Source organism: Pseudomonas edaphica, from assembly GCF_965277385.1.
Taxonomy (GTDB): domain Bacteria; phylum Pseudomonadota; class Gammaproteobacteria; order Pseudomonadales; family Pseudomonadaceae; genus Aquipseudomonas; species Aquipseudomonas edaphica.
On record NZ_OZ255725.1, the window covers coordinates 526,190 to 550,516 of the forward strand.

General features: G+C 65.0%; 2 protein-coding genes. Both read right to left on the bottom strand.

Annotated elements, in window-relative coordinates; translation table 11 throughout:
- Positions 1-38: 38 nt before the first annotated feature.
- The gene (locus tag ACQY47_RS02230) at positions 39-11,387 is read right to left on the bottom strand and encodes an amino acid adenylation domain-containing protein (RefSeq protein WP_428555211.1); all 11,349 of its coding nucleotides are present in this window, start codon (positions 11,385-11,387) and stop codon (positions 39-41) included.
- A complete protein-coding gene (locus tag ACQY47_RS02235) occupies positions 11,384-24,289 on the bottom strand; it encodes an amino acid adenylation domain-containing protein (RefSeq protein WP_428555214.1) in 12,906 nt (4,301 codons plus the stop codon). The genes ACQY47_RS02230 and ACQY47_RS02235 overlap by 4 nt, the downstream gene beginning before the upstream one ends.
- Positions 24,290-24,327 lie beyond the last annotated feature (38 nt).

A 24,327-nucleotide genomic window follows, 5' to 3' on the forward strand; every position in this document is an offset into this window, starting at 1 on the left:
GTTACCGCAGCAACGGATATACACCCGGCATATAACCCTCACAACACCACCTCCCCAACCACCACTCCCTCAAGCCACCACCGCGCCAACCCCAAAACATTCGGCGCCTTAAGCAACGTAAAGTGATTCCCCGCGCCATACCAAACCTGCAACCCGTTCCCCTGGCGCCGCCACCCTTCCACCATCAACCCCTGCTCACGCTGATTACCCGCCGCATCCAACGCCGGATCCTGCGCCAACACCAACCGCACCACCCCGTTGAACCGCTGCGCCGGCCGATACACAGTGCGCAACGCCGCCGCATAAGTACGCGCCGGCCCCGCCATCGCATCCACACTGGCACGCCCCGGCAACAACCCCACACTCACCATCCCCGCATGCAGCCATTGCTGCTGCGCCACCTCATCGCGCCCGGCAAACTCCACCCGGTCAATGCCCAGCGACTTGCCCGCCGACAACTGCATGGCCTCAATCAAGCGCAACAACGCGGCCGTGGTCGAATAAGGCTTGCCCGCACCGCCCGGTGATTCACTGTCGATCACCGTCAACGACGTCACCTCACGGCCCATCGCCTGCAAGCGCAGCGCCATCTCCAGCGCGACCCAGCCACCAAATGAATGCCCGACCAGATGCACCGGCCCACGCGGACACTCGTGCGCCAGCGCCGCCAGGTAACACTGCGCTGCCGCTTCCACCTGGCTATGGGGCACCGCCTCGCCATCCAGCCCGCGCGGCTGCAAACCGAACAGCGGCCAGTCGCGCCCGAGTGCCTCGCTCAACCCCACAAACCCGGTGACGCTGTCACCCGCTCCCGGCACACAAAACACCGGCGCAAACCCCGCACGCCCACTCTGAATGCGCAGCACCGGTTGATGCACCGCTTCCGTCACCGGCGCACTCGCGGCCAGGGCCTGCGCCATCGCCGCGCCCAAGCCTTGAATATGCGGCGCCTGCATCATGCTTTGGTGATCGCCCGGCACCTCGACCCGGCGCAATTGCCCAGGCGCCAAAGCGTCTTCCCAGCCCAGCGACTCACTGCGCCGCGACAGCTCGGTCGGCCGTTCGCGGGCACTGAACAGAAGCACCGGCACCGGCAGCGGGAACAGGCTGTAGTGCGCCAGCGCATGCCCGTGGCCGACTTCACGCTCGATAAAACTCAAGAGGTCCGCGTCCGTAGCCGCTGCCATTTGCGCGTATAGCAGACCTTGATCGCGACAGCGTTGCAGCAAACCCGCAAAGTCCAGCTGTCCAATGCCCGCCTCAAGCTGTTCAAGGCTCGCCAGTTCATCCACACCTCCCTGTGCTTTCCAATACGCCGTGCACTGCAACAGCAAATGCCGCTTAAGCGCATCCGGCCCACTCCAGCGCGCCTTGCCTTGGTCGGTCATGCGCGGCACGTAGCTGTCGATCAGGCCGAGGAACGCCACCGGCTCATCCAGCCCCAGCAATTGCATCGCCACTTCATAGGCCAGTACGCCGCCAAACGACCAGCCCGCCACGCGGTAGGGCCCGTGTGGCTGAACCTCGCGGATCAGGCCGACCATGCGCGCCGCCAAGCCTTCCATGGTGTTCAGGTGCGGCTCGCCCAGTGCCGCGCCCGGCAGGCCGTAGATCGGATAGTCGCCGGGCAAGTGCTGACCCAGCGCCGGGAAATACACGTCCATGCCACTGAACTCGTGCACCAGAAACAACGGCGGCTGCGAGCCGCTGCTGCGCACGGTAATCAGCGAGGTGTCGGGCACCGGCTCGCCGGTGCGCTGGCGCAACATCGCCGCCACCGAGGCCACGCTGACGTGCTGGAACAGCTCGGCCAGCGACACCTGCAAGCCCGCTGCTTCCATCAGGTTGACCAGTCGAATCGCCAGCAAGGAATGCCCGCCCAGCTCAAAGAAGCTGTCGTGACGCCCCACCTGCTCAAGTTTCAACACCTCGGCCCACAGGCCGGCGAGCGACTGTTCAAGTGCATCGGCCGGCGCCTCGCAGTCGCGGCTGAGCAAGGCCTCCAACGCCGGAACCGGCAAGGCTTTGCGATCGATCTTGCCATTGGCCGTCAGCGGCAACTGCGCCAGCGGCACATAGGCCGACGGCAGCATGTAGACCGGCAACTGGCCGTGCAGGTGCGCACGCACACTGTCGATGTCTACGGGCTCGCCAGCCCAGGTGAAATACGCCACCAGACGCTTATCACCGGGCACGTCCTCACGGGCCAGCACCACTACGTCCTGGATGCTCGCCAAGGTCGCCAGGCGCGCTTCGATCTCGCCCAACTCGATACGGAAACCACGGATCTTCACTTGGTCGTCGTTACGCCCGATGCACTCCAGCAAGCCGTCCGCCGTCCAGCGGCCGAGGTCGCCGGTGCGGTACATCAAGGCGCCTGGGTTGAACGGGTCGTCGACAAACTTCTCGGTGGTCAGCTCCGGCCGGCTCAAATACCCCTTGGCCACGCCGTCACCGCCGATGCAGATTTCGCCGATCACGCCCACCGGCAGTGGCTGCAAGTACGCATCCAGTACATGAATCTGCGTGTTGGAAATCGGTCGACCAACCGCCACGCTGTCAGCATCGGCGGCAATCGCCTGCACCTCGTAAGTGGTGGCGTAGGTGGTGGTTTCAGTCGGCCCGTAGCAATGCACCAGGCGCAAGCCCGGCGCCTGCGCCAGCAGGCTGCGGAACGCCGCCGGGTCGGCACGCTCGCCGCCGCAGAGCAAAATGCGCAAGCCGGCCAGGGCTTCGGGGATCATCTGCACGTACTGGTTGAACAACGCGGTGGTCACGAACAACACCGTCGCACCGTGCAGCGCACGGCCGAATGCAGCGGGGTCGAGCAACGTGGAATGGTCGATCACCTGCACCTGGCCGCCGTTGAGCAGCGCACCCCACACATCCATGGTGCTGGCGTCGAACGCCGGGTTGGAGGCAAACGCCACACGGTCGGCGGCGTTGAAGTCGGCGTAACCGTTGTTGAGCACCAGCCGTGTGATGCCGCGATGAGGCACCAATACGCCCTTCGGTGTGCCCGTGGAGCCGGAGGTGTACATGATGTACGCCACGCTGTCCGAGGACTGCGACAGGTCTGGGTTGTGGCTCGGTTGCGGGTCCAGGGTCAGGGTGTCCAGATCCAGGCGCCGCGCCGGGAACTCAAGCGCCGCGTCACTGCGGGTCACCAGCCAGCTCGCGCCGCTGTCCTGCAACATGAAGCCCTGGCGTTCGGCGGGTGCGTTTATGTCCAGCGGCACATAGGCCGCCGCACACTTGAGGATCGCCAACTGGCTGACCAGCAGGTCCAGGGAGCGCGGCAGCAGGATCGCGACGTTATCGGCCGGGCGCACACCCAGGCTCATCAGGTGATGGGCCAAGCGGTTGGCGCGGGTGTTGAGTTCGCCGTAGCTCAGTACCGCGTCAGCGTGCAACGCAGCCACCGCGTCAGGCCGTGCGTGGGCCTGGGCTTCGAACAAGCGCTGCACCGTGTGCTCGCGGGGGAACACACGGGTGGTGGCATTGAAACCTGCCAGCTGTTGACGCTCGGCCGCCGGCAGGATTGGCAAGCGGCTGATGCCCCTATCACTGTGGTGCTCCAGCGCCTCAACCAGTTGCTCAAGGGCAATGTTCAGGTAATCACACAAACGCCGGGCGCCCTGCCCCATGGCGGTCAGGCTGAAACCCTCACCGAGGTCATCGACACTCACCGACACCCCGTAATTGGTCTGCTCCTCGGCACTGAGCAGCGCAATCCCCTGCCATGCCTCAGCCACGCCACCACTGTGCGGCGCGCTGTGGCGGTAGTTGAACAGCACGTTGAACAACGGCGTACCCACTGGGACGCCGCTGCACTGCTGGGCCAACGCCAGCGGCGCGTGCTCATGGCTGAGCAATTGGGTCAGGCGCGCATGGGTGGCACGCAGTGCGGTGCGTACCGAGTGTTCGCCCAGGTCGACGCGCAACGGCAAGGTATTGATAAATACGCCCATGGCGCGCTCGGCGCCTTCGCCGCCTTGCAGGCGGCCGAGCATTACAGTGCCGAACACCACCTGTTCGCGGCCACTGACCTTGCCCAGCACCTGCGCCCAGGCCAGGTGCATCAGGCTGGCGGCACTCACTCCAGCCTGGCGCGCCTGGGTGCGCAGACGCTGGCTCAACTGCGGGTCGACGGCCAGATGCGCGTGTTCATCGGCGCCCAGGTATTGGACGTCGGTTGGCTCGTCGATTTCACCGAGCATTTCGCGCAAGAAGGTTTCGTGGTCGTCAACGCCCAGGCGGGTCTGGGTCGCAGTCTGGGCCACAGTCTGGGCCACATAGTTTCGATACGGCACGGCCGCGCCCAGCCTGTGCTGGGTGCCGAGCAGGAACGCCTGCATTTCATGCTGCAGGATGTCCAGCGCGACGTGGTCCATTACCAAATGATGGAACAACAACGTGGCGACCACGCGCAACGGTTCCTCGGTATAGATCAACCGCATCAACGGCGCTTGCGTCAGGTCCAGGCGCTGTGGCACAGCACCGGCTTCAACGCTGAGCGAGGCCTCACGCCAAACCACTTGCACCGGTTCTTCCAGGCCCTCCCAATGGAAGGAGGAACGCAGGATGTCATGCCGCTGGATCACCGCCTGCAATGCATGGGCAAAGGCGTCCAGGCGCAGACGGCTATCGAAGGCAAACTGCGCCCGCAACAGGTAGGCATCGCCTTCAAGCACAGCCCGATGGTGATACAGGATGCCGGCCTGCAACGGCGCCAGCGGGTAGATATCCTGCACATTCGCCGCACCGCCGGGAATGCACGCGACGATGCGGTCGACGGCAGCCTGGTCCATCTGGATCAAGGGCAACATAGCCGGGGTGATGTGGCTGCAGCCTTCGGCGATGCCATTGGCCGGCACCGCCACTTCGCGCCCACTGCCCAGCGCCGCCGCCAACGCCGAGAGCGTCGGCTGGCCGAACAGCACCTTCACATCCGCCGACAAGCCCAGGCGGCGCATGCGCCCCATCAGACTGACGGCCAGCAGCGAATGCCCGCCCAGTTCAAAGAAGTTGTCGTGACGGCCTACGCGCTCAACATTGAGCAATTCGGCCCACAGGCTGGCCAAGGCCATTTCGGTATCGCCCTGGGGCGCTTCGTACTCGCGCACCACCACCGAATCCAGGCCCGGCGCCGGCAGCGCCTTGCGGTCGAGCTTGCCGTTGGGGCTGAGCGGCAACGCCTGCAGATGCACGAAAATCGCCGGCACCATGAACTCCGGCAGATGCCGCAGCAGATGACCGCGCAGCGCGTCGATGTCGCTCGGCGTGCCGGTGTAGTAAGCCACCAGCCGCTCTTCACGGGCGACCACAGCGGCTTCGTTGACCTGAGGATGCTCGAGCAACCGCGCCTGGACTTCACCCAGCTCGATGCGCAAACCACGAATTTTCACCTGGTCATCATTGCGCCCCAGGTACTCGATATTGCCGTCCGGCAAGTAACGCCCGACATCACCGGTGCGGTACATGCGCCCCTGCCTGAAGGGGTCGTCAAGGAAGCGCTCGGCGGTCAGCTCCGGCCGGTTCAGATACCCCCGCGCCACTTGTACGCCCGCGATAAACAACTCGCCCACCACACCCAGCGGCACCGGTTGCAACTGGCTGTCGAGCAGGTACATGCGGGTGTTGGCGATGGGTTTGCCGATCGGCGTGTTGTCCGGGGTTACCAGACCGGCACAGTTCCAGGCGGTGACGTCGACGGCCGCTTCGGTCGGCCCATACAGGTTATGCAGCTCGCTGCCTGGCAGTTGTTGCTTGAAGCGCCGCACCAGGCTGCCCGGCAAGGCTTCGCCGCTGCACATCACCCGCGCTAACCCTATGGCCTGGCTGACATCGCCGTGGGCCAGGAACACATCGAGCATCGACGGCACAAAGTGCAAGGTAGTGATCTGTTCAGCCTCGATCACGTCGCACAGGTATTCGGGCTCTTTGTGCCCGCCGGGGCGCGCCATCACCAGACGCGCGCCGGTAAACAGCGGCCAGAAGAATTCCCACACCGACACGTCAAAGCTGAACGGGGTTTTCTGCAGCACCGAATCCTGCGCGTTCAGGCCGTATTCGTCCTGCATCCACAGCAGGCGGTTGACTACCCCGGCGTGGTCGTTGATCACGCCTTTGGGCTGGCCGGTGGAGCCGGAGGTGTAGATCACATAGGCGCTCACGCCCTGGACGTGAGGGTTGCCTGCGGGCAGATGCTGCCAGGTGGGCTGGTCCAGGTCGACTACCGCCACTGCGCCGAGCAAGCCACGTGTTGCGCCTTGGGCCAGCACCACCAGCGGCGCACTGTCTTGCAGCATGTAGGCCAGGCGCTCTTGCGGATAAGCCGGGTCCAGCGGCACATACGCCGCGCCGGCCTTGAGGATCGCATACAGGCCAATGACCATCTCCAGGCTGCGCTCGACGCAGATCGCCACCCGCGAATCCGGCTGTACACCCAGCGCCAGCAGGTGATGGGCCAACTGATTAGCCTGCGCATTCAGCTCAGCGTAAGTCAGTTGCCGCTCACCCGCCTTCACCGCAATCGCGTTCGGCGTGCGCACCACCTGCGCTTCAAACATCCCGTGCAGTGTCTGGTTGAGGTTGTAGTCCACCGCGGTGGCGTTGAAATCGACCAGCAGGTGCTGACGCTCACACTCATCCAACAACGGCGCATGTTCCAACACCGCCTGGTCGTTATCGACCATGGCCTGCAAGGTGCGGGTGAAATACCCGGCGTACCGCTGCACGGTCGACTCATCAAACAGCGCCACGGCAAATTCCAGCGCGCCGAGAATGCTGCCCTGCACTTCACCCAGGTTCAGCGACAGGTCGAACTTGGCAAAGTGGCTGTTCTCGACGATGCCTTCCAGGGCCAGGTCGCCCAGCGCCAGGGTCGGCGCGCTGCTGTCTTGCCAGCTCAGCAGGGTCTGGAACAGCGGGCTGTGGGCCAGGCTGCGCACCGGCCGGGTGATTTCCACCACCTGCTCGAATGGCAAGTCCTGATGCGCCTGGGCCGCCAGCGTCAGCGCCTTGACCCGTGCCAGCAAGGCATCGGTGCTCAGCTCGCCCGAGGTGTCGATGCGCACCGCCAGGGTGTTGACGAACAGGCCGATCAGCCCTTCCACCTCGCTGCGGGTACGGTTGGCCACTGGCGTGCCGATCACCAGGTCGTGTTGCCCGGACAGCCGCGCCAGCAGGGAGGCCCAGGCCGTCATCAAGGTCATGTACAGCGTGGTGCCATGGCGTTGGCTCAAGGCCTTGAGCCCGGCGGTCAGGCGTTCGTCCAGGCGCACTTCGACGCTGTTGCCGGCGTAGTCCTGCTGCACAGGGCGTGGGCGATCGGTAGGCAGCGTGAGCAAGGCCGGCGCACCGGCCAGTGCCTGTTGCCAATAGGTACTTTGGCGCTGCAGCACTTCGCCGCTCAGCCACAAACGCTGCCACACGGCGAAGTCGCCGTACTGAATCGGCAGGCTTGGCAATGGGTCAGGCATGCCGTGGCTGAAGGCTTGATACAGCGCCATCAACTCACGGGTGAGCACGCCCATCGACCAGCCATCGGAAACGATATGGTGCAGGGTCAGCAGCAGCACATGGTGATCGTCGGCCATCACCACCAGGCGCCCACGCAGCAACGGGCCGCGCTCCAGGTCGAACGGTGCCGAGGCTTCGCCCTGAATCAAGGCATCCAGCGCCTGCTGCGGTTGCGGGTGGCGGCGCAAATCCTGCACTTGCAGGGGCAGCATGTCTTCAGCCGGTACGATCAGCACCTGGGCTTGGTCGCCCTGTTGGGCAAAGCGGCTGCGCAGGGTTTCATGCCGCGCAACAATGCGCGCCAGCGCGCGTTGCAGCGCCTCGACATGCAACTGGCCACGTAAACGCAGGCCGATGGGAATGTTGTAGGCGGTGTTAGCGCCTTCCATCAGCGCCAGGAACCACAGGCGCTGCTGGGCGAACGACAACGGCACGAGTTCATCACGATTGGCCGGCAGAATATCCGGCAAGGTGCTGCGCCCTGACTGCGCCAGCACTGCGGCGACCGCCGCCAGCTCCGCATTGGCAAACAAGTCGCCCAGCACCAGTTCCACCCCCAGGCGCTGGCGCACTTGCGAGACCATGCGCATCGCCAGCAACGAGTGCCCGCCCAGTTCGAAGAAATGGTCGTGCCGCCCGACACGCTGCACCTGCAGCACATCGGCCCAGATCTGCGCGAGCACGCTTTCGATCTCGCCCTCGGGCGCTGCGTATTCGCGGGTAAACACCGCGGCCATGTCCGGCGCTGGCAAGGCCTTGCGGTCGAGCTTGCCGTTGGCGGTGAGTGGCAACGCCTCGAGCTTCACATAGGCGACCGGGACCATGTAGTCCGGCAGATGCGCAACCAGGTGGGCGCGGATATCACCGACCGCCAGCGCGTCGAGTTGCGGGCTCTCGGTGAAATAGGCGACCAGCCGCTCCTCGCGCACCAGCACCACCGTTTCCTGGATCCCAGGCAGTTGGCCGAGCTGGGTTTCAATCTCGCCAAGCTCGATACGCATGCCACGGATCTTCACCTGATCATCGTTGCGCCCCAGGTATTCAAGCGTACCGTCCGGCAACCAACGCGCCAGGTCGCCGGTGCGGTACATGCGCCCCGGGTTGAACGGGTCTTGCAGGAAGCGCTCGGCGGTCAGGTCCGGGCGGTTGAGGTAACCACGCGCCACGCCCTTGCCGCCCACGTACAGCTCACCGGCTACCCCCAATGGCACCGGCCGTTGTTGTTCATCGAGCAGGTACACCGTGGCATTGGCCACCGGTTTGCCGATATGCAACGGCTGGCCTGCTTCGACCTTGCCGGAAGTGGCAACCACCGTGGCTTCGGTGGGGCCGTAGTTGTTGATCAACTCAAATCGCTGTGCCCGCGCAAACTGGCGCAGGCGGTCACCGCCGATGAGCAAGGTGCGCAATGTAGGGTGTTCGATGTGCTGGCTGAACGCGTATTCGGCCACCGGCGTGGGCAGGAAGCACACGTCCAGTGGCTGCGCGCACCACCAGCTCAGCAGCGCGTCGATATCTTCGGCGCCGTCCGTGGCGGGCGGCAGGTGCAGGGTCGCGCCGACACACAGCGCCGGCCACACTTCCCAGGCCATCGCATCAAAACCAAAGCCGGCAACACTGGCGGTGTGGCGCCCGGCGCACAGGTCAAAGGCGCGGCAATGCCAGTCCACCAGGTTGGCCACCGTGTGGTGCTCCACCATCACCCCTTTGGGCAGGCCGGTGGAGCCGGAGGTGTAGATCACATAGGCGAGGTTCGAAGGGCTGACGGCAGTTTTTGGATTGCTGGCTGAATGGTGCTGCCAGGTGTAGCGGTCCAGTTGGATCACCGGCACGTCCAGCGCCGGCAAGCGCTCGAGCAGTGCCTGTTGGGTCAGCACCGCCACCGGGGCGCTGTCGCTCAGCAGGTAGCTCAGGCGCTCGGCCGGGTGCGAAGGGTCGACCGGCACATAGCAGGCGCCAGCCTTGAGGATGGCCAGCAACCCGGCCAGGGTGTCCAGGCCACGCCGCGCGACGATGGCCACGCGGTCATCGGGTTTGACCCCCAGCGCCAACAGGTGATGGGCCAGCAGGTTGGCTTGCTGGTTGAGTTCGGCGTAAGTCAGTTGGCGGCCCTGCTGCACGGCGGCAATCGCCTCCGGCGTGAGCGCGGCCTGGGCTTCGACGCGGCCGTGCAAGGTGCTGCCGTGAGCGAAATCGACCTGGGTGGCGTTGAACTGCTCAAGCAGCAACTGCCGCTCGGCGGCGGGCAGCACCGACAGCTGATTGAGCGCGGTGTGCGGTGCTTGCTCCAGCGCCGTCACCAGGTTCTCCAGGGCGGTTTGCAGATAGCTGCACACGCGCTGCGGATCGACCCGCTGGCTGGCCAGCAGGCTCAGGCCAAAGCCTTCACCCAGGTCATCCACACTCAGGGTCAGCGGGTAGTTGGTGCGCTCTTCGGCGCTGAGCGCGGCGATCCCGTGCCAGGCCGACACGGCTTCGGCGCTGGCGGCCGGGGCGCTGTGGCGATAGTTGAGCAAGGCACTGAACAGCGGCGTCGGCGCCACTACCCCGCTGCAGCGTTGGGCCAGGGCCAGCGGCGCGTGTTCATGGCGCAACAAGGTGGTGAGCCGCGCGTGGGTGGCCTTGACCCCGGTGCGTAGGTCCTGGGCGTCCACGTCGACGCGAAACGGCAAGGTGTTGATGAAAATGCCCAGCGCCCGATCCGTGGCATGGCTGCCTTGCATGCGGCCCATCAATACGGTGCCGAACACCACGTGCTCTTTACCGGCCAGCACCGCCAACACCTGCGCCCAGCCCATATGGAACAGGCTGGCGGCACTCACGCCCAATTGCCGGGCTTGCGCGCGCAACCGCCGGCTGAGTGCTGCGGGCAAAGGCAGGCTGACTTCGCTGATGCCACGGGCATCGCCCTGCACGTCCTGCAAGCCGTATGGCAGGGTCGGCTCGCTGATATCGCCGAGCATCTGGCGGAAGAAATTTTCGTGTTCCGGCTCGCTGATACCCAGGCGTGCCTGCGCCACATAATTGCGAAACGGCACGGCCTGGCCAAGCGCCGCGCCCTGCCCCAGCAAGCACGCCTGCATTTCATGGCACACCACTTCGAGGGCGCTGTGGTCGAGGGCCATATGGTGGAACAGCAAGGTGGCGACAATGCGCTGGTTCAGCCGGTCGTCGGCCCGCACCAGGCGCAGCAGCGGCGCCCGGGTCACGTCGAGGCGATAGTGGCGAGCGTCGAACAGCCCGTGCAGTTGGGCGGCGATATCGCCGTCGGCCGGGTTCAATTGCAGCGCCTGCACCGGCAGGCGTGCCTGGCGCCACACCACTTGCGAGGGTTGCTGCAAACCGTCCCAGACCACCCCGGTGCGCAGGATATCGTGGCGGTCCATCACGCTTTGCAACGCTTGGGCGAAAGCCTCGAAACGCTCCAGGCTGTCGAACGCAAACTGCGACTGCATCACATAGGGGTCGCCCTGCTCGGCGCTGACGTGGTGGAACAGAATGCCTTCCTGCAACGGCGCCAGCGGGTAAATGTCCTGGATATTCGCCACACCGCCGTCGACCGTGGCCACGATGCGCTCGATCTCGTCCTGGCTCAACGTCGACAGGCTCAGCATCGCCGGGGTGATGTGCTCGGCACCTAGCGGGATGCCATTGGCCGGCACCTGCACTTCACCGGCTTTGGAAGCCGAGTATTCACCGGCCTTGATCAGTTCGATCAAGGCCGCTTTGTGCTCGCGCAACGCCGCCAGGATCGCCGGATCACTCAGCGCTTGTTTGTTGCCTTGCACCGACAACTGCTCGCCCTTGAGCGCCAGCTGCACGTCCTTGGTTTTCAACGTGCTCAATAACTCAAAAATGCTCACAGGACGATCTCCATTCGTTCGGTAATGGCGGCGTAGCCGGCCAGGCTCGGCTGTTCGAACAGCGCCCGCACATCGGCTTCCAGGCCTTCCTGGCGCAGGCGTCCGATCAAGCTCACGGCCAGCAGCGAGTGCCCGCCCAGCTCAAAGAAATTGTCATGGCGCCCAACGCGCTCAACGTTGAGCAGTTCAGCCCACAGCGCTGCCATAAGGATTTCGGTGTCGCCTTCGGGCGCCGCGTATTCGCGCACGCTCAGCGCGTCCATGCCCGGCACCGGCAGTGCCTTGCGGTCGAGTTTGCCGTTGGGGCTCAGTGGCAATGCGTCGAGGTGCACAAACACCGCGGGCACCATAAAGTCCGGCAAGTGCTGCAACAGGTGGGTGCGCAGCCTGTCGATGTCAGTGTGTGTTCCGGTGTAGTACGCCACCAGGCGCTCTTCACGGGCGACCACGGCGGCTTCGTTGACCTGCGGATGCTCCAGCAAGCGCGCCTGGATTTCGCCCAGTTCGATGCGCAAACCACGGATCTTCACCTGGTCATCGTTGCGACCCAGGTACTCGATATTGCCGTCGGGCAGGTAACGGCCGACGTCGCCGGTGCGGTACATGCGCCCGTCGGTGAACGGGTCCTTGAGGAAGCGTTCGGCGCTCAGTTCCGGGCGGTTCAAATACCCGCGCGCCACTTGCACGCCGCCGATAAACAACTCGCCCACCACCCCCAATGGCACCGGCTGCAACTGTGCGTCCAGCACGTACATGCGTGTATTGGCAATCGGCTTGCCGATCGGCGTATTGTCCGGCACGTCGGGCCGTGCGCAGTTCCACGCGGTGACGTCGACCGCCGCTTCCGTCGGGCCGTACAAGTTGTACAGGCCAACCCCCGGCAGTTGCGCTTTGAAGCGCCGCACCAGGCTGCCCGGCAAGGCTTCGCCGCTGCACATCACCCGCGCCAGCCCTATGGCCTGGCTGACATCACCATGGGCCAGGAACACATCGAGCATCGACGGCACGAAATGCAAAGTGGTGATCTGCTCAGCCTCGATCACCTGGCACAGGTACTCCGGCTCTTTGTGCCCACCCGGGCGGGCCATCACCAACCGTGCGCCGGTAAACAGCGGCCAGAAAAATTCCCACACCGACACGTCGAAGCTGAACGGGGTTTTCTGCAGCACCGCGTCATGGGCCTTGAGGCCATAGGCGTCCTGCATCCACAGCAAGCGGTTGACCACGCCGGCGTGTTCATTGATCACGCCTTTGGGCTGGCCGGTGGAGCCGGAGGTGTAGATCACATAGGCCTGGTGCCGGGCGGTAAGGCCTGGCACCAGCGGGTTGCTCGTGCTGTGGTGTTGCCAGGTGAGGTGATCCAGGTCCAGCACCGGCACGTCACCCAACAACTGGCGGGTTGCGCCTTGCGCCAACACCACCACCGGCGCGCTGTCTTGCAGCATGTAAGCGATGCGTTCGAGTGGATACGCCGGGTCCAGCGGCACATAACCGCCACCCGCCTTAAGGATCGCGAACAGGCCGACCACCATGTCCAGGCCACGCTCGACGCAAATACCCACGCGCGAATCCGGCTGCACGCCGAGCTCGCGCAGGTGATGGGCCAGGCGGTTGGCGCGTTCGTTGAGTGCCCGGTAGGTCAACTGCTGGTTACCGGCCTTGACCGCCACCGCATCAGGGGTGCGTTCGACCTGAGCCTCGAACAGGCCGTGCAGGGTCTGGTCGAGGTTGTAAGCGACCTCGGTGGCGTTGAACGCTACCAGCAGTTTCTGGCGTTCCTCGGCGCCCAGGATCGGCAGGCGATTGAGCGCATGATGCGGTGCCTGCTCCAAGGCTTCGACCAGCCCGGCCAGGGCGTTCTGCAGGTAACCACACACCCGTTGCGCGTCAACCTGCGCCAGGGCGGTGACGGTGTAGCCATCGCCCAGGTCATCCACGTTGAGGGTCAGCGGGTAGTTGGTGCGGCCATCGTTGACCAGCGTCTGCATGCCTTCCCAGGCGTGTTGCGCCTCGGCAGAACGCGTCGCGGCGCCGCGATGGCGATAGTTGAGCATCGAGCTGAACAACGGCGCCGGGGCCGCCACCCCGCTGCAACGCTGGGCCAGGGCCAGGGACGCGTGCTCATGGCCGAGCAACGCGGTGAGCCGCGTGTGGGTGGCACGCACGGCATCGCGTGCGCCTTGCGCGTCGATATCCAGGCGCAGCGGCAAGGTATTGATAAACACCCCAAGGGCGCGGTCGGCGCCCTCGCCGCCTTGCAGACGGCCAACCAGCACGGTGCCGAACACCACGCTGTGGCGCCCCGAAGTGGCCGCCAGCACTTGGCCCCAGGCCAGGTGGAACAGACTCGCCGTGCTCACGCCGAGCAAACGTGCCTGGGCCCGCAGGCGGCGGTTGAGGTCGCTGTCCAGGTGCAGGCTGTGTTCCTCAATCGCGCTGCCGTCGCCGCGCACGTCCTGCAAGCCAAACGGCAAGGTCGGCTCATCGACATCGGCGAGCATCTCGCGAAAGAACGCCTCGTGCTCCTGCTCACTGACGCCCAATCGCGCCTGGGCCACGTAGTTGCGGTACGGCATCGGCGCCGCCGTCGGGGCGGCGTGCCCCAACAAGTGCCCTTGCATTTCACGCAGCACCACGTCGAACGCGGTGTGGTCCAGCGCAATATGGTGATAGAGCAACACCACCACCACGCGCTGGTTGGCCGGGTCCTTGGCGTACTTGAGGCAGATCAGCGGCGCCTGGCTGATGTCCAGGCGATAACGCCGCGCATCAAAACGCGCGTGCAGGCCGACGAGCACATCACCCTGCAACTGCAGCTCTTCAAGCGGCAATCGGGCCTGGCGCCACACCACTTGCAGCGGTTGCGCAAGGCCTTCCCAGACCACACCCGTGCGCAGGATGTCATGGCGGTTGATCACCTGTTGCAGCGCGTGGGCGAAGGCCTGCAGGCGCTCGAGGCTGTCGAAGGCCAGGTGCGATTGCAGCAGGTACGGGTCGCCCTGTTCGGCGGTGAGGTAGTGGTAAAGAATGCCCTCCTGCAACGGCGCCAGCGGGTAGATATCCTGCACATTGGCGGCGCCACCGGGGATGCGGCTGACGACGTGATCGAGGGTCGACTGGTCGATATCAACCAAGGGCAGCATGTCCGGCGTGATGCGCAGGCAATCGGCTGCGATCCGGTTGGCCGGCACCTGCACTTCGCGGCCACTGCCCACGGCAGCCGCCAGCGCGGCCAGGGTCGGCTGGCTGAACAGCACACGGACATCCGCGCTGAGGTCCGCTTGACGCATGCGTTCGATCAGGCTCACGGCCAGCAACGAATGGCCGCCGAGTTCGAAGAAGTGGTCATGACGGCCGACCTGTTCGACCTGCAACACCTCGGCCCAGATCCGCGCCAGGGTGGTTTCCACTGCGCCCTGAGGCGCTTCATAGTCGCGGGAGAGCACCGCCGCCTGGTCAGGTTCCGGCAAGGCCTTGCGATCCAGCTTACCGTTGGCGGTCAGGGGCAATGCGTCGAGCTTGATGTAGGCCACCGGCACCAGCGCGTCGGGCAGTTGTGCTTGTAGCTGCGAACGCAGGGTTTCAATCGCCAGCGGGTAGTTTTCCGTGAACCAGGCCAGCAAACGGCCTTCGCGCACCAGCACCACGGCCTCGCCAACGCCTTCCACTGCCGCCAGGCGACTTTCGATCTCGCCCAGCTCCACGCGTACGCCACGCACTTTGACCTGATCATCATTGCGGCCCAGGTACTCGATATTACCGTCGGGCAACCAGCGCGCCAGGTCGCCAGTGCGGTACATGCGCCCCGGGTTGAACGGGTCTTGCAGGAAGCGTTCGGCGGTCAGGTCCGCACGGTTCAGGTAACCGCGCGCCACGCCGCTGCCGCCCACATACAGCTCACCGGCCACGCCCACCGGCACCGGGCGCAGCTGTGCATCGAGCAAGTAGGTGCTGGCATTCGCCACCGGCCGGCCGATATGCAGCACCTGCCCGGCGCGGACACGGCCGGAGGTGGCGACCACCGTGGCCTCGGTCGGCCCGTAGTTGTTGATCAGCGCAAAACGTCGCTCCTGGGTGAACTGCCGCAGGCGGTCGCCGCCAATCAGCAGGATGCGCAAGGTCGGGTGTTGCAGGTGCTGGCTGAAGGCGTATTCGGCCACTGGCGTGGGCAGGAAGCTGACGTCCAGCGGCTGCGCCAGCCACCAGGCCAGCAGTTCGTCGATGTTTTCATTGCCCACCGTGACAGGCGGCAAATGCAGGGTCGCACCGGCACACAGCGCCGGCCAGACTTCCCAGGCCATAGCGTCGAAGCCAAAACCGGCGACGCTGCTGGTATGGCTGCGCGCGTCCAGGCCGAAGGCTTCGCAGTGCCAGTGCACCAGGTTTTCCACGTTGCGGTGTTCCACCATCACGCCTTTGGGCTGGCCGGTGGAGCCGGAGGTGTAGATCACGTAGGCCAGGTGCGCCGGGGTCAGCGCTGCGAGCTGCGGATTGCTGACGGCGTGGTGCTGCCAGCTTTCGCCCAGCAGGTCCACCGTGGCGGACGTGCCCAGCAACGCTTGAGTACTGGACTCGGCCAGCACGGCCACCGGCGCACTGTCCTGCAACAGATAAGCAATGCGCTCAGTAGGGTAAGCCGGGTCGATCGGCACATAACCGGCGCCGGCCTTGAGTATGCCCAGCAGCCCGATCAGCATTTGCGGGCCACGACGGCAGCAGATCGCCACGCGGTCGTCCGGCTGTACGCCGAGCGCGAGCAGGTGATGGGCCAGTTGATTGGCGCGCTGATTAAGCTGCTGGTAGGTCAGCGACAGCGCGCCCTGCTGCAGCGCAATCGCGTGGGGCTGGCGCTCGACCTGGGCTTCGAAGGCACCGTGCAGGGTGTGCCCGGTGGGGAAATCCGCCGCCGTTGCGTTGAATTCGCGCAGCAGGGTGTCGCGTTCGGCCGACGGCAGTATCGGCAGGCGGTTGAGCGCGGTATCGACGGCGTTTTCCAAGGCCTCGACCAGTTGCTCCACGGCGTTATGCATATAGCCGCACAGCCGCTGGGCGCCGATCTGCGGCAGCGCCAGCACGCTGAGGCCAAAGCCTGCGCCAAAATCATCCACGCTCAAGGTCAGCGGGTAGTTGCTGCGCTCTTCACCGCCCAGCAGTTGCACGCCTTCCCAGATGCCGTGGCCATCGCGGGCCATTTCGTCGGGGCGGCTGTGGCGGAAATTGAGCAAGGCGCTGAACAGCGGCACGTTAGTCGGCACGCCGCTGCAACGCTGGGCCAGCGCCAGGGACGCGTGTTCGTGCCCGAGCAAGGCGCTCAAGCGCGAATGGGTGGCCTTGACCGCCACGGCGGCGCCCGCCGCGACATTCACCCGCAGCGGCAAGGTGTTGATGAACATGCCCAGCGCCCGATCGGCGCCCTCACCCGCTTGCATGCGGCCCATCAATACGGTGCCGAACACCACGTCATCACGCCCGGACACCAGGCCCAGCACTTGCGCCCAGGCCAGGTGCATCAGGCTCGCCGCACTTACGCCCAACAGGCGCGCCTGCTCACGCACGCGCATGGCCAGCGCCGCGTCCAGGTGCTGCTCGGCCTCTTCGATATCACGGCCATCACCCTGCACGTCCTGCACGCCAAACGGCAGGGTCGGTTCGTCCACATCGGCGAGCATGGCGCCGAAGAACTGTTCATGCTCGGCCACGCTCACGCCCAGGCGTGCCTGGGCCACGTAGTTGCGAAACGGCGCCGCCACGGGCAGCGCGTCCGCCTGGTTGAACAGAAACGCGCGCATCTCCTGGCCCACCACTTCCATGGCCGTGTGGTCCAGCGCCAGGTGGTGGAACAGCAGGATCGCTGCGACTCGGTTATTCGCCGGGTCCTGGGCGTAAACCATGCGCAGCAATGGCGCCTGGGTAATGTCCAGGCGGTAGTGACGAGCATCGAAACGTGCGTGCAATTGCTCGATGATGCCGCCCTCGGCCGGGTCCAGGATCACCTCCTGCACACTCAGTTGCGCGTCGCGCCAGACCACTTGCACCGGGCTGTCCAACCCTTCCCAGACCACGCCGGTGCGCAGGATGTCGTGACGCGCTACTACCTGTTGCAGCGCGCCCATAAAGCCGTGCAAACGCTGCAGGCTATCGAACGCCATGCGCGATTGCAGCAGGTACGGGTCGCCCTGTTCGGCGCTGATATGGTGATAAAGAATGCCTTCCTGCAACGGCGCCAGCGGGTAGATATCCTGCACATTGGCCGCGCCACCGGGCACGTTGGCGACGATGCGTTCGATTGCCGGTTGATCAAGCTGCACCAGGGTCAGCATCGACGGCGTGATCTGTGTGCAGCCCGGCGCAATGCCATTGGCCGGCACCACAATTTCACGCCCACTGCCGACTGCCGCCGCGAGTGCCGCCAGGCTCGGCTGGCTGAACAGCACGCGCACGTCCGCGCTCAGGCCGACCTGGCGCATGCGTTCGATCAGGCTGACCGCCAGCAACGAATGCCCGCCCAACTCGAAGAAATGATCATGGCGCCCGACGCGTTCAAGCTTGAGCACGTCCTGCCAGATCTGCGCCAGCACGGTTTCCACTTCACCTTCCGGGGCTTCGTAGCCACGGCTGAGCAGCGCACTTTGATCCGGCACCGGCAGGCCTTTGCGGTCCAGCTTGCCGTTGGCCGTCAGTGGCAACAGCTCAAGCCACACATAGGCCGACGGCACCATGTAATCCGGTAGCTGGCCTTGCAGATGGGCGCGCAGGGCTTCGATTGGCAACGCTGCCGAGGCGGTGTAGTACGCCACCAGGCGTTTGTCGCCGGGCTCGTCTTCGCGGGCCACTACCACAACGTCGCGCACGCCTGGGAAGGTCGCCAGGCAGCTCTCGATTTCGCCGGGCTCGATGCGGAAACCACGAATCTTCACCTGCAAGTCATTGCGCCCCTGGTACAGCAAGGTGCCGTCGGCCTGCCAGCTGGCAAGGTCGCCGGTGCGGTACAGCAGGCCTTCGCCGAACGGGTTGGGGATGAATTTTTCGGCCGTCAGTTGCGGCTGGTTCAAGTACCCCTTGGCCACGCCCGCACCGCCGATGTACAGCTCGCCGACCACACCCAACGCCAGCGGCTGCTGGCGCGCATCCAGCACATAGGCCTGTGCATTTGCGATAGGTCGGCCGATAGGCACAGCGCCCGCGCCCGGCGTGGTGATTTCAAACGTGGTCGAGAAGGTGGTGGCTTCGGTCGGCCCATAGCCGTTTAACAGGTGTTGCGGCTTGCCGTGCTTGAGCACCCGGGCAATCACCAGCGGGTCAAGCACATCGCCGCCGACGATCAGGTAGCGCAACTGGCGCAGCACCGGCAGCAACGCGTCGGCGTATTGATGGAACAAGCCTGCCGTCATCCACAGCACGCTCACGGCCTGTTCCTGCAACAGCTCGGCAAATGCGGCCTGGGACAGCAGCACCGCATGCTCGACCACCACCACGCAACCGCCATTGAGCAACGGCGCCCACACATCCAGGGTACTGGCATCGAACGCCGGGTTGGAGGCGAAGGCCACGCGGTCGCGCTCGTTGAAGTCGGCATAGCCGTTGTTGAGCACCAGCCGCGAGACGGCGCGGTGCGGCACTTGCACGCCTTTGGGCGCGCCAGTGGAGCCGGAGGTGTACATGATGTACGCCACCTCGTCCGAAGACTGCGCAAGCTCCGGGTTGCGCGGCGACAGGCTATCCGGGTTCAGGTCGGCCAGGGTATGGAGTACATGCCGCGCTCCGCTGTCCTGCACCATAAAGGCCTGGCGTTCGAGCGGCGCGTTGATGTCCAGCGGCACATACACCGCTGCGCACTTGAGGATCGCCAGTTGGCTCACCAGCAAATCCAGCGAGCGTGGCAACGCAATCGCCACGCACTCACCCGGTTGCACGCCCTGGTTGATCAGGTGATGGGCCAGGCGGTTGGCACGGCGGTTGAGGTCACGATAGCTCAAGGACAACGCACCCTGCACCGCCGCCACGGCTTCGGGACGCGCCAGTGCCTGAGCTTCGAACAGCTGGTGCACAGTGAACTGCGACGGGTATTGGCGCGCGGTGGCGTTGAACTCGACCAACAGTTGGTGACGCTCGGCCGCCGGCAAAATCGACACCGCCTGCAACGCGGTGGTCGGCGCTTGTTGCAGCGCGGTCACCAGGTGGCTGAGCGCGGTGAGCATGTAGTCGCCCACGCGCTGCACATCCAGACTGGCCAGGCCTTGTACGGTCAGCGCAAAGCCGGTGCCGAGGTCATCGACGTTGAGCACCAACGGGTAGTTGCTGCGCTCCTGGGAACTGAGAATTTCGATACCGTGGGTGGCAAACGGGCTGTCTCCCGGTGCCTCGTCCGGGGCGCTGTGACGGAAGTTGAGCAAGGTACTGAACAGCGGCAACGAACCCGGTACACCACTGCAACGCTGGGCCAGGGACAACGAAGCGTGCTCGTGCCCAAGCAACTGCGCCAGGCGCGCATGGGTGGCGCGCACGCCGGCCTGCACGCTGGTGGCGCCCAGGCTGACGCGCAGCGGCAAGGTGTTGATGAACATGCCCAGCGCCCGGTCGGCGCCCTCGCCGCCTTGCATGCGCCCCAGCAGTACGGTGCCAAACACCACATCCTGCTGGCCGGAGACCTGGGCCAGCACCTGCGCCCAGGCCAGGTGTACCAGGCTGGCGCTGCTGACACCCAGCTGTCGCGCCTGTTCGCGCAGGCCCTGGCTGAGCGCCGGGGCCAGCGGCAAATGCGCCTCGACAATGCCGCTGCCGTCGCCGTTGACATCCTGCAAACCGAACGCCAGCGTGGGCTCGTCAATATCACCCAGCATGTCGCTGAAGAAGGCTTCGTGTTGCGCCTGGGTCACGCCCAAACGCGCTTGGGCCACGTAATTGCGGTATTGCACCGCCGGCGGCAGTTGCGTGCTGTGGCCAGCCAGGCTGGCGCTCATCTCCTCCACCAACACCTGCAGGGCGGTGTGGTCGAGCAGGATATGGTGCAGCAGCAGGATGCCTGCGAAGCCATCCTGTTGTTGCGCATAACCGAAATGCATCAGCGACGCGCGGCTCAGGTCGAGACGGAAATGGCGTGGGTCAAAGCGCTGTTGCAGCTGCGCCAGCGCATCATCGGCCGGCACGTCGAGGCGCTCGACGTGCAGCGGCGCCTGGCGCAACACCACTTGCACCGGCTCATCCAGGCCTTCCCACAGAATGCCGGTGCGCAGGATGTCGTTACGCTCGATCACACAGTGCAAGGCGCGGGTAAACGCGTCCACCGCCGCTTGGTCAGCAAAACTGAACTGTACCTGCAACACGTAGGGGTCGCCCTCGGTGGTTGCCAGGTGGTGATACAGAATGCCGGCCTGCAACGGTGCCAGGCCGTAGATGTCTTGCACGTTGGCGATGCCACCGGGCACATGCTGGAGGATGTGGTCGATGGCGGCCTGGTCCAGCGCCACCAGCGGCAGCATGTCGGGGCTGATGTGTGCGCTGGTCGCCGTGATCCGATTGGCCGGCACTTGGACTTCCTGCTGCCCGCCCACCGCCGCGGCGAGTGCGCGCAAGGTGGGTTGGCCGAACAGCACGCGCACGTCGCAGCTCAACTCCACCTGGCGCATGCGTTCGATCAGCTTGACCGCCAGCAGCGAGTGGCCGCCCAGCTCGAAGAAGTTGTCGTCGCGCCCGACGTTGTCGAGTTTCAACAGCGACTGCCAGATGCCGGCGATGGTGCTTTCCACAGCGCCTTGCGGGGCGGCGTAGTCTCGCCGCGAGAGGGCGTCGGCATCCGGCGCGGGCAAGGCTTTGCGGTCGAGCTTGCCGTTGGTGGTCAGCGGGAATTGGTCCAGCAGCACGAAGGCGCTGGGCACCATGTATTCAGCCAGGCTCAGCAGCAGATGGTCGCGCAGTTCAGCGGCACCGAGTTCGCGCTCGGCGATCACGTAGGCCACCAGGCGTTTGTCACCGGGCTCGTCTTCACGGGCGATAACCACCGCGTCACGCACGCCGTTGGCGCTGGCCAGAGTGGCTTCGATTTCGCCCAGTTCAATGCGGAAGCCGCGGATCTTCACCTGGTCATCGTTACGGCCCAGGTATTCGACGCTGCCATCGGCCAGCAGGCGGCCGAGGTCACCGGTCTTGTACATGCGCAGGCCGGTGGCCGGGTCGGCCAGGAAGCGTTCGGCATTCAGCTCGTCACGGTTGAGGTAACCGCGCGCCACACCGGCGCCGCCGACATACAACTCGCCGACCACACCCATCGGCAACGGCTCACGACGCGCATCCAGCACATACAGCTGCAGGTCGGGAATGCGCACACCAATCGGGCTGACGCCAACCAACTGCGCATCCGCCGCTTCCAGGGCACGGTAGGTCACGTGCACGGTGGTTTCGGTGATGCCATACATGTTGACCAATTGGGTGCCGGCGTTGATGGCGCGGGCGTACCACGGTTTGAGCATGCCCGGTTCCAGGGCTTCGCCGCCGAAAATAACCTGGCGCAGTGAATGCGCCTGGGCGCTCTGGGCCGCGATCAACTGGCGAAATGCGCTGGGCGTCTGGTTGAGGATGCTCACACCTGCGTCACAGATCAGCGCGTAGCACTCATCCGGCGAGCGGCTGACCAGTTGCGGCACGATCAGCAACTGGCCGCCGTGCATCAGCGCGCCCCAGATCTCCCAGACCGAGAAGTCGAACGCGAAGGAATGGAACAGCGCCCACACATCATTGGCGTTGAAGCCAAACCAATGCTCGGTGGCGGTGAACAGCCGCGCCACGTGGCGGTGTTCGATCATCACGCCTTTGGGCAGCCCGGTGGAGCCGGAGGTGTAGATCACATAGGCCAGGTTGGCCGGGCTGAGCGCAACGCGCGGGTTGACGATGGATTCTGCGCGCAGGCTGTTGAGGTCGATGCGGGTCAAATCACCGACCAGATGCTGCGTGTCGGCTTGTACCAACACGGCCACGGGCGCGCTATCGGCCAGGGTATAGGCGATGCGTTCCAGCGGGTAAGCCGGGTCGATGGGCACATAACCGGCGCCAGCCTTGAGGATACCCAGCAGACCAATAATCATCTCCGGGCCACGCTCGACGCAGATCGCCACGCGATCATCAGGGCGAATGCCCAAAGCCAGCAGGCGGTGGGCGACCTGGTTGGCACGTTCGTTGAGTTGGCGGTAGGTGATGCGCTGGGTGTCGAAACGCAGGGCGATGGCATTGGGTTGAGCGGCGGCGTGGGCTTCGACTTGCGCGTGGATCAGGGCAGTGTCGCTGTAGTGCGCGGGGCTTTGATTGAGGCGGTGCAGCAGATGGTGACGTTCGGTATCAGGCAGGATATTCAGGCCGCAGAGCGGCATATCCGGTCGCTGCTCCAGGGCCTCGGCCAGGCTGTGCAGGGCTGTGTGCAGGTAACCGGCGACCCGTTGCGCGCCGATGGACGCATCGACCATCACCGTCAGCGCAAAGTCTTCACCCAGGTCGTCGACGTTGACCGTCAGCGGGTAGTTGGTGCGCTCTTCGGCGCCCAGAACCTGAATGCCTTCGGCCACCTCAATCACCGCCGCCATGTCGGTGGCGGCACTGTGACGATAGTTGAGCATCGCACTGAACAGCGGCGTCGGCGCCGCCACACCGCTGCAACGCTGGGCCAGCGCCAGGGATGCATGTTCGTGATTGAGCAAGGTGGTGAGGCGTTCGTGGGTGGCCTTGACCCCGGCGCGCACGCCCTGCTCGCCCACGTCCACGCGCAACGGCAAGGTGTTGATAAACATACCCAGCGCGCGTTCACCGCCATCACCGGCGCCCATGCGGCCAAGCATCACCGTGCCGAACACCACGGCATCGCGCCCGGACACCACGCCCAGCACGCGCGCCAGGGCCAGGTGCATGATGCTCGCCACGCCGACGCCCAACGGTCGTGCCAGGCTGCGCAGGCGGCGACTCAGGCTGCTGTCGACGGGCATACGCACTTCATCGATGCCGTGCCCATCGCCTTGCACATCCTGCAGGCCGAAGGGCAAGGTCGGTGCATCGATATCCGCCAGCATCTCGCGAAAGAACGCCTCATGCGCCTGTTCGCTGACGCCGTGGCGCACCTGGGCGATATAGCTGCGAAACGCCACCGGCTCGGCGGCCTGGGCTTGCTCACCGGCCAGATACAGCTGGATTTCATGACGTACCACGTCCAGTGCGGTGTGGTCGAGGATGGTGTGATGGAACAACAGCATCGCCACCACGCGCTGGTTGGCCGGGTCATTGGCAAACACCAGGCGCAGTAACGGTGCCTGGCCCAGGTCCATGCGGTAGCTGCGGGCGTCATAGCGGGCGAGCAACTGCGCCAGGCGGTCGCCGTCGACAAAATGCGCTTCTTCGCAGGCCAGGGTCGCCTTGCGCCACACCACTTGCAGCGGTTCGTCCAGACGCTCCCAGGCCATGGACGTGCGCAGGATATCGTGGCGGTCGATCACCCATTGCAGCGCCTCGGCAAACGCGTCAAGGCGCGCGCGGCTGTCGAACACAAACTGCGCGTGCAGCACGTAGGGGTCACCTTGCTGCGCCGAAAGGTGGTGGTACAGCATGCCTTCCTGCAGCGGCGCCAGCGGGTAAATATCCTGCACATTCGCCGCGCCACCGGGGATGGCGGCGACAATGCGGTCGATGGCCGGCTGGTCGAGCGTGACCAGTGCCAGCATGTCCGGGGTAATGCGGTAAGCCGGGCTTAGCCAGTCACCGCCGTGTTCAGCCACGAAGGCAAGCAATTGAGGTTTGTGCGCGATCAGTTGATCCCACAGATCGTCATCCAGGGCTTCGTCATCGCCGAGGATAATCAGGTCGCCTTCTTCCAATTGAAGACGGATCGCATGGGTGGAAATCGCTGCCAATAATTCACTGAACTGCATGGGGTAACCTGCCTGATAAGTCACGGTTGAGTAGAACG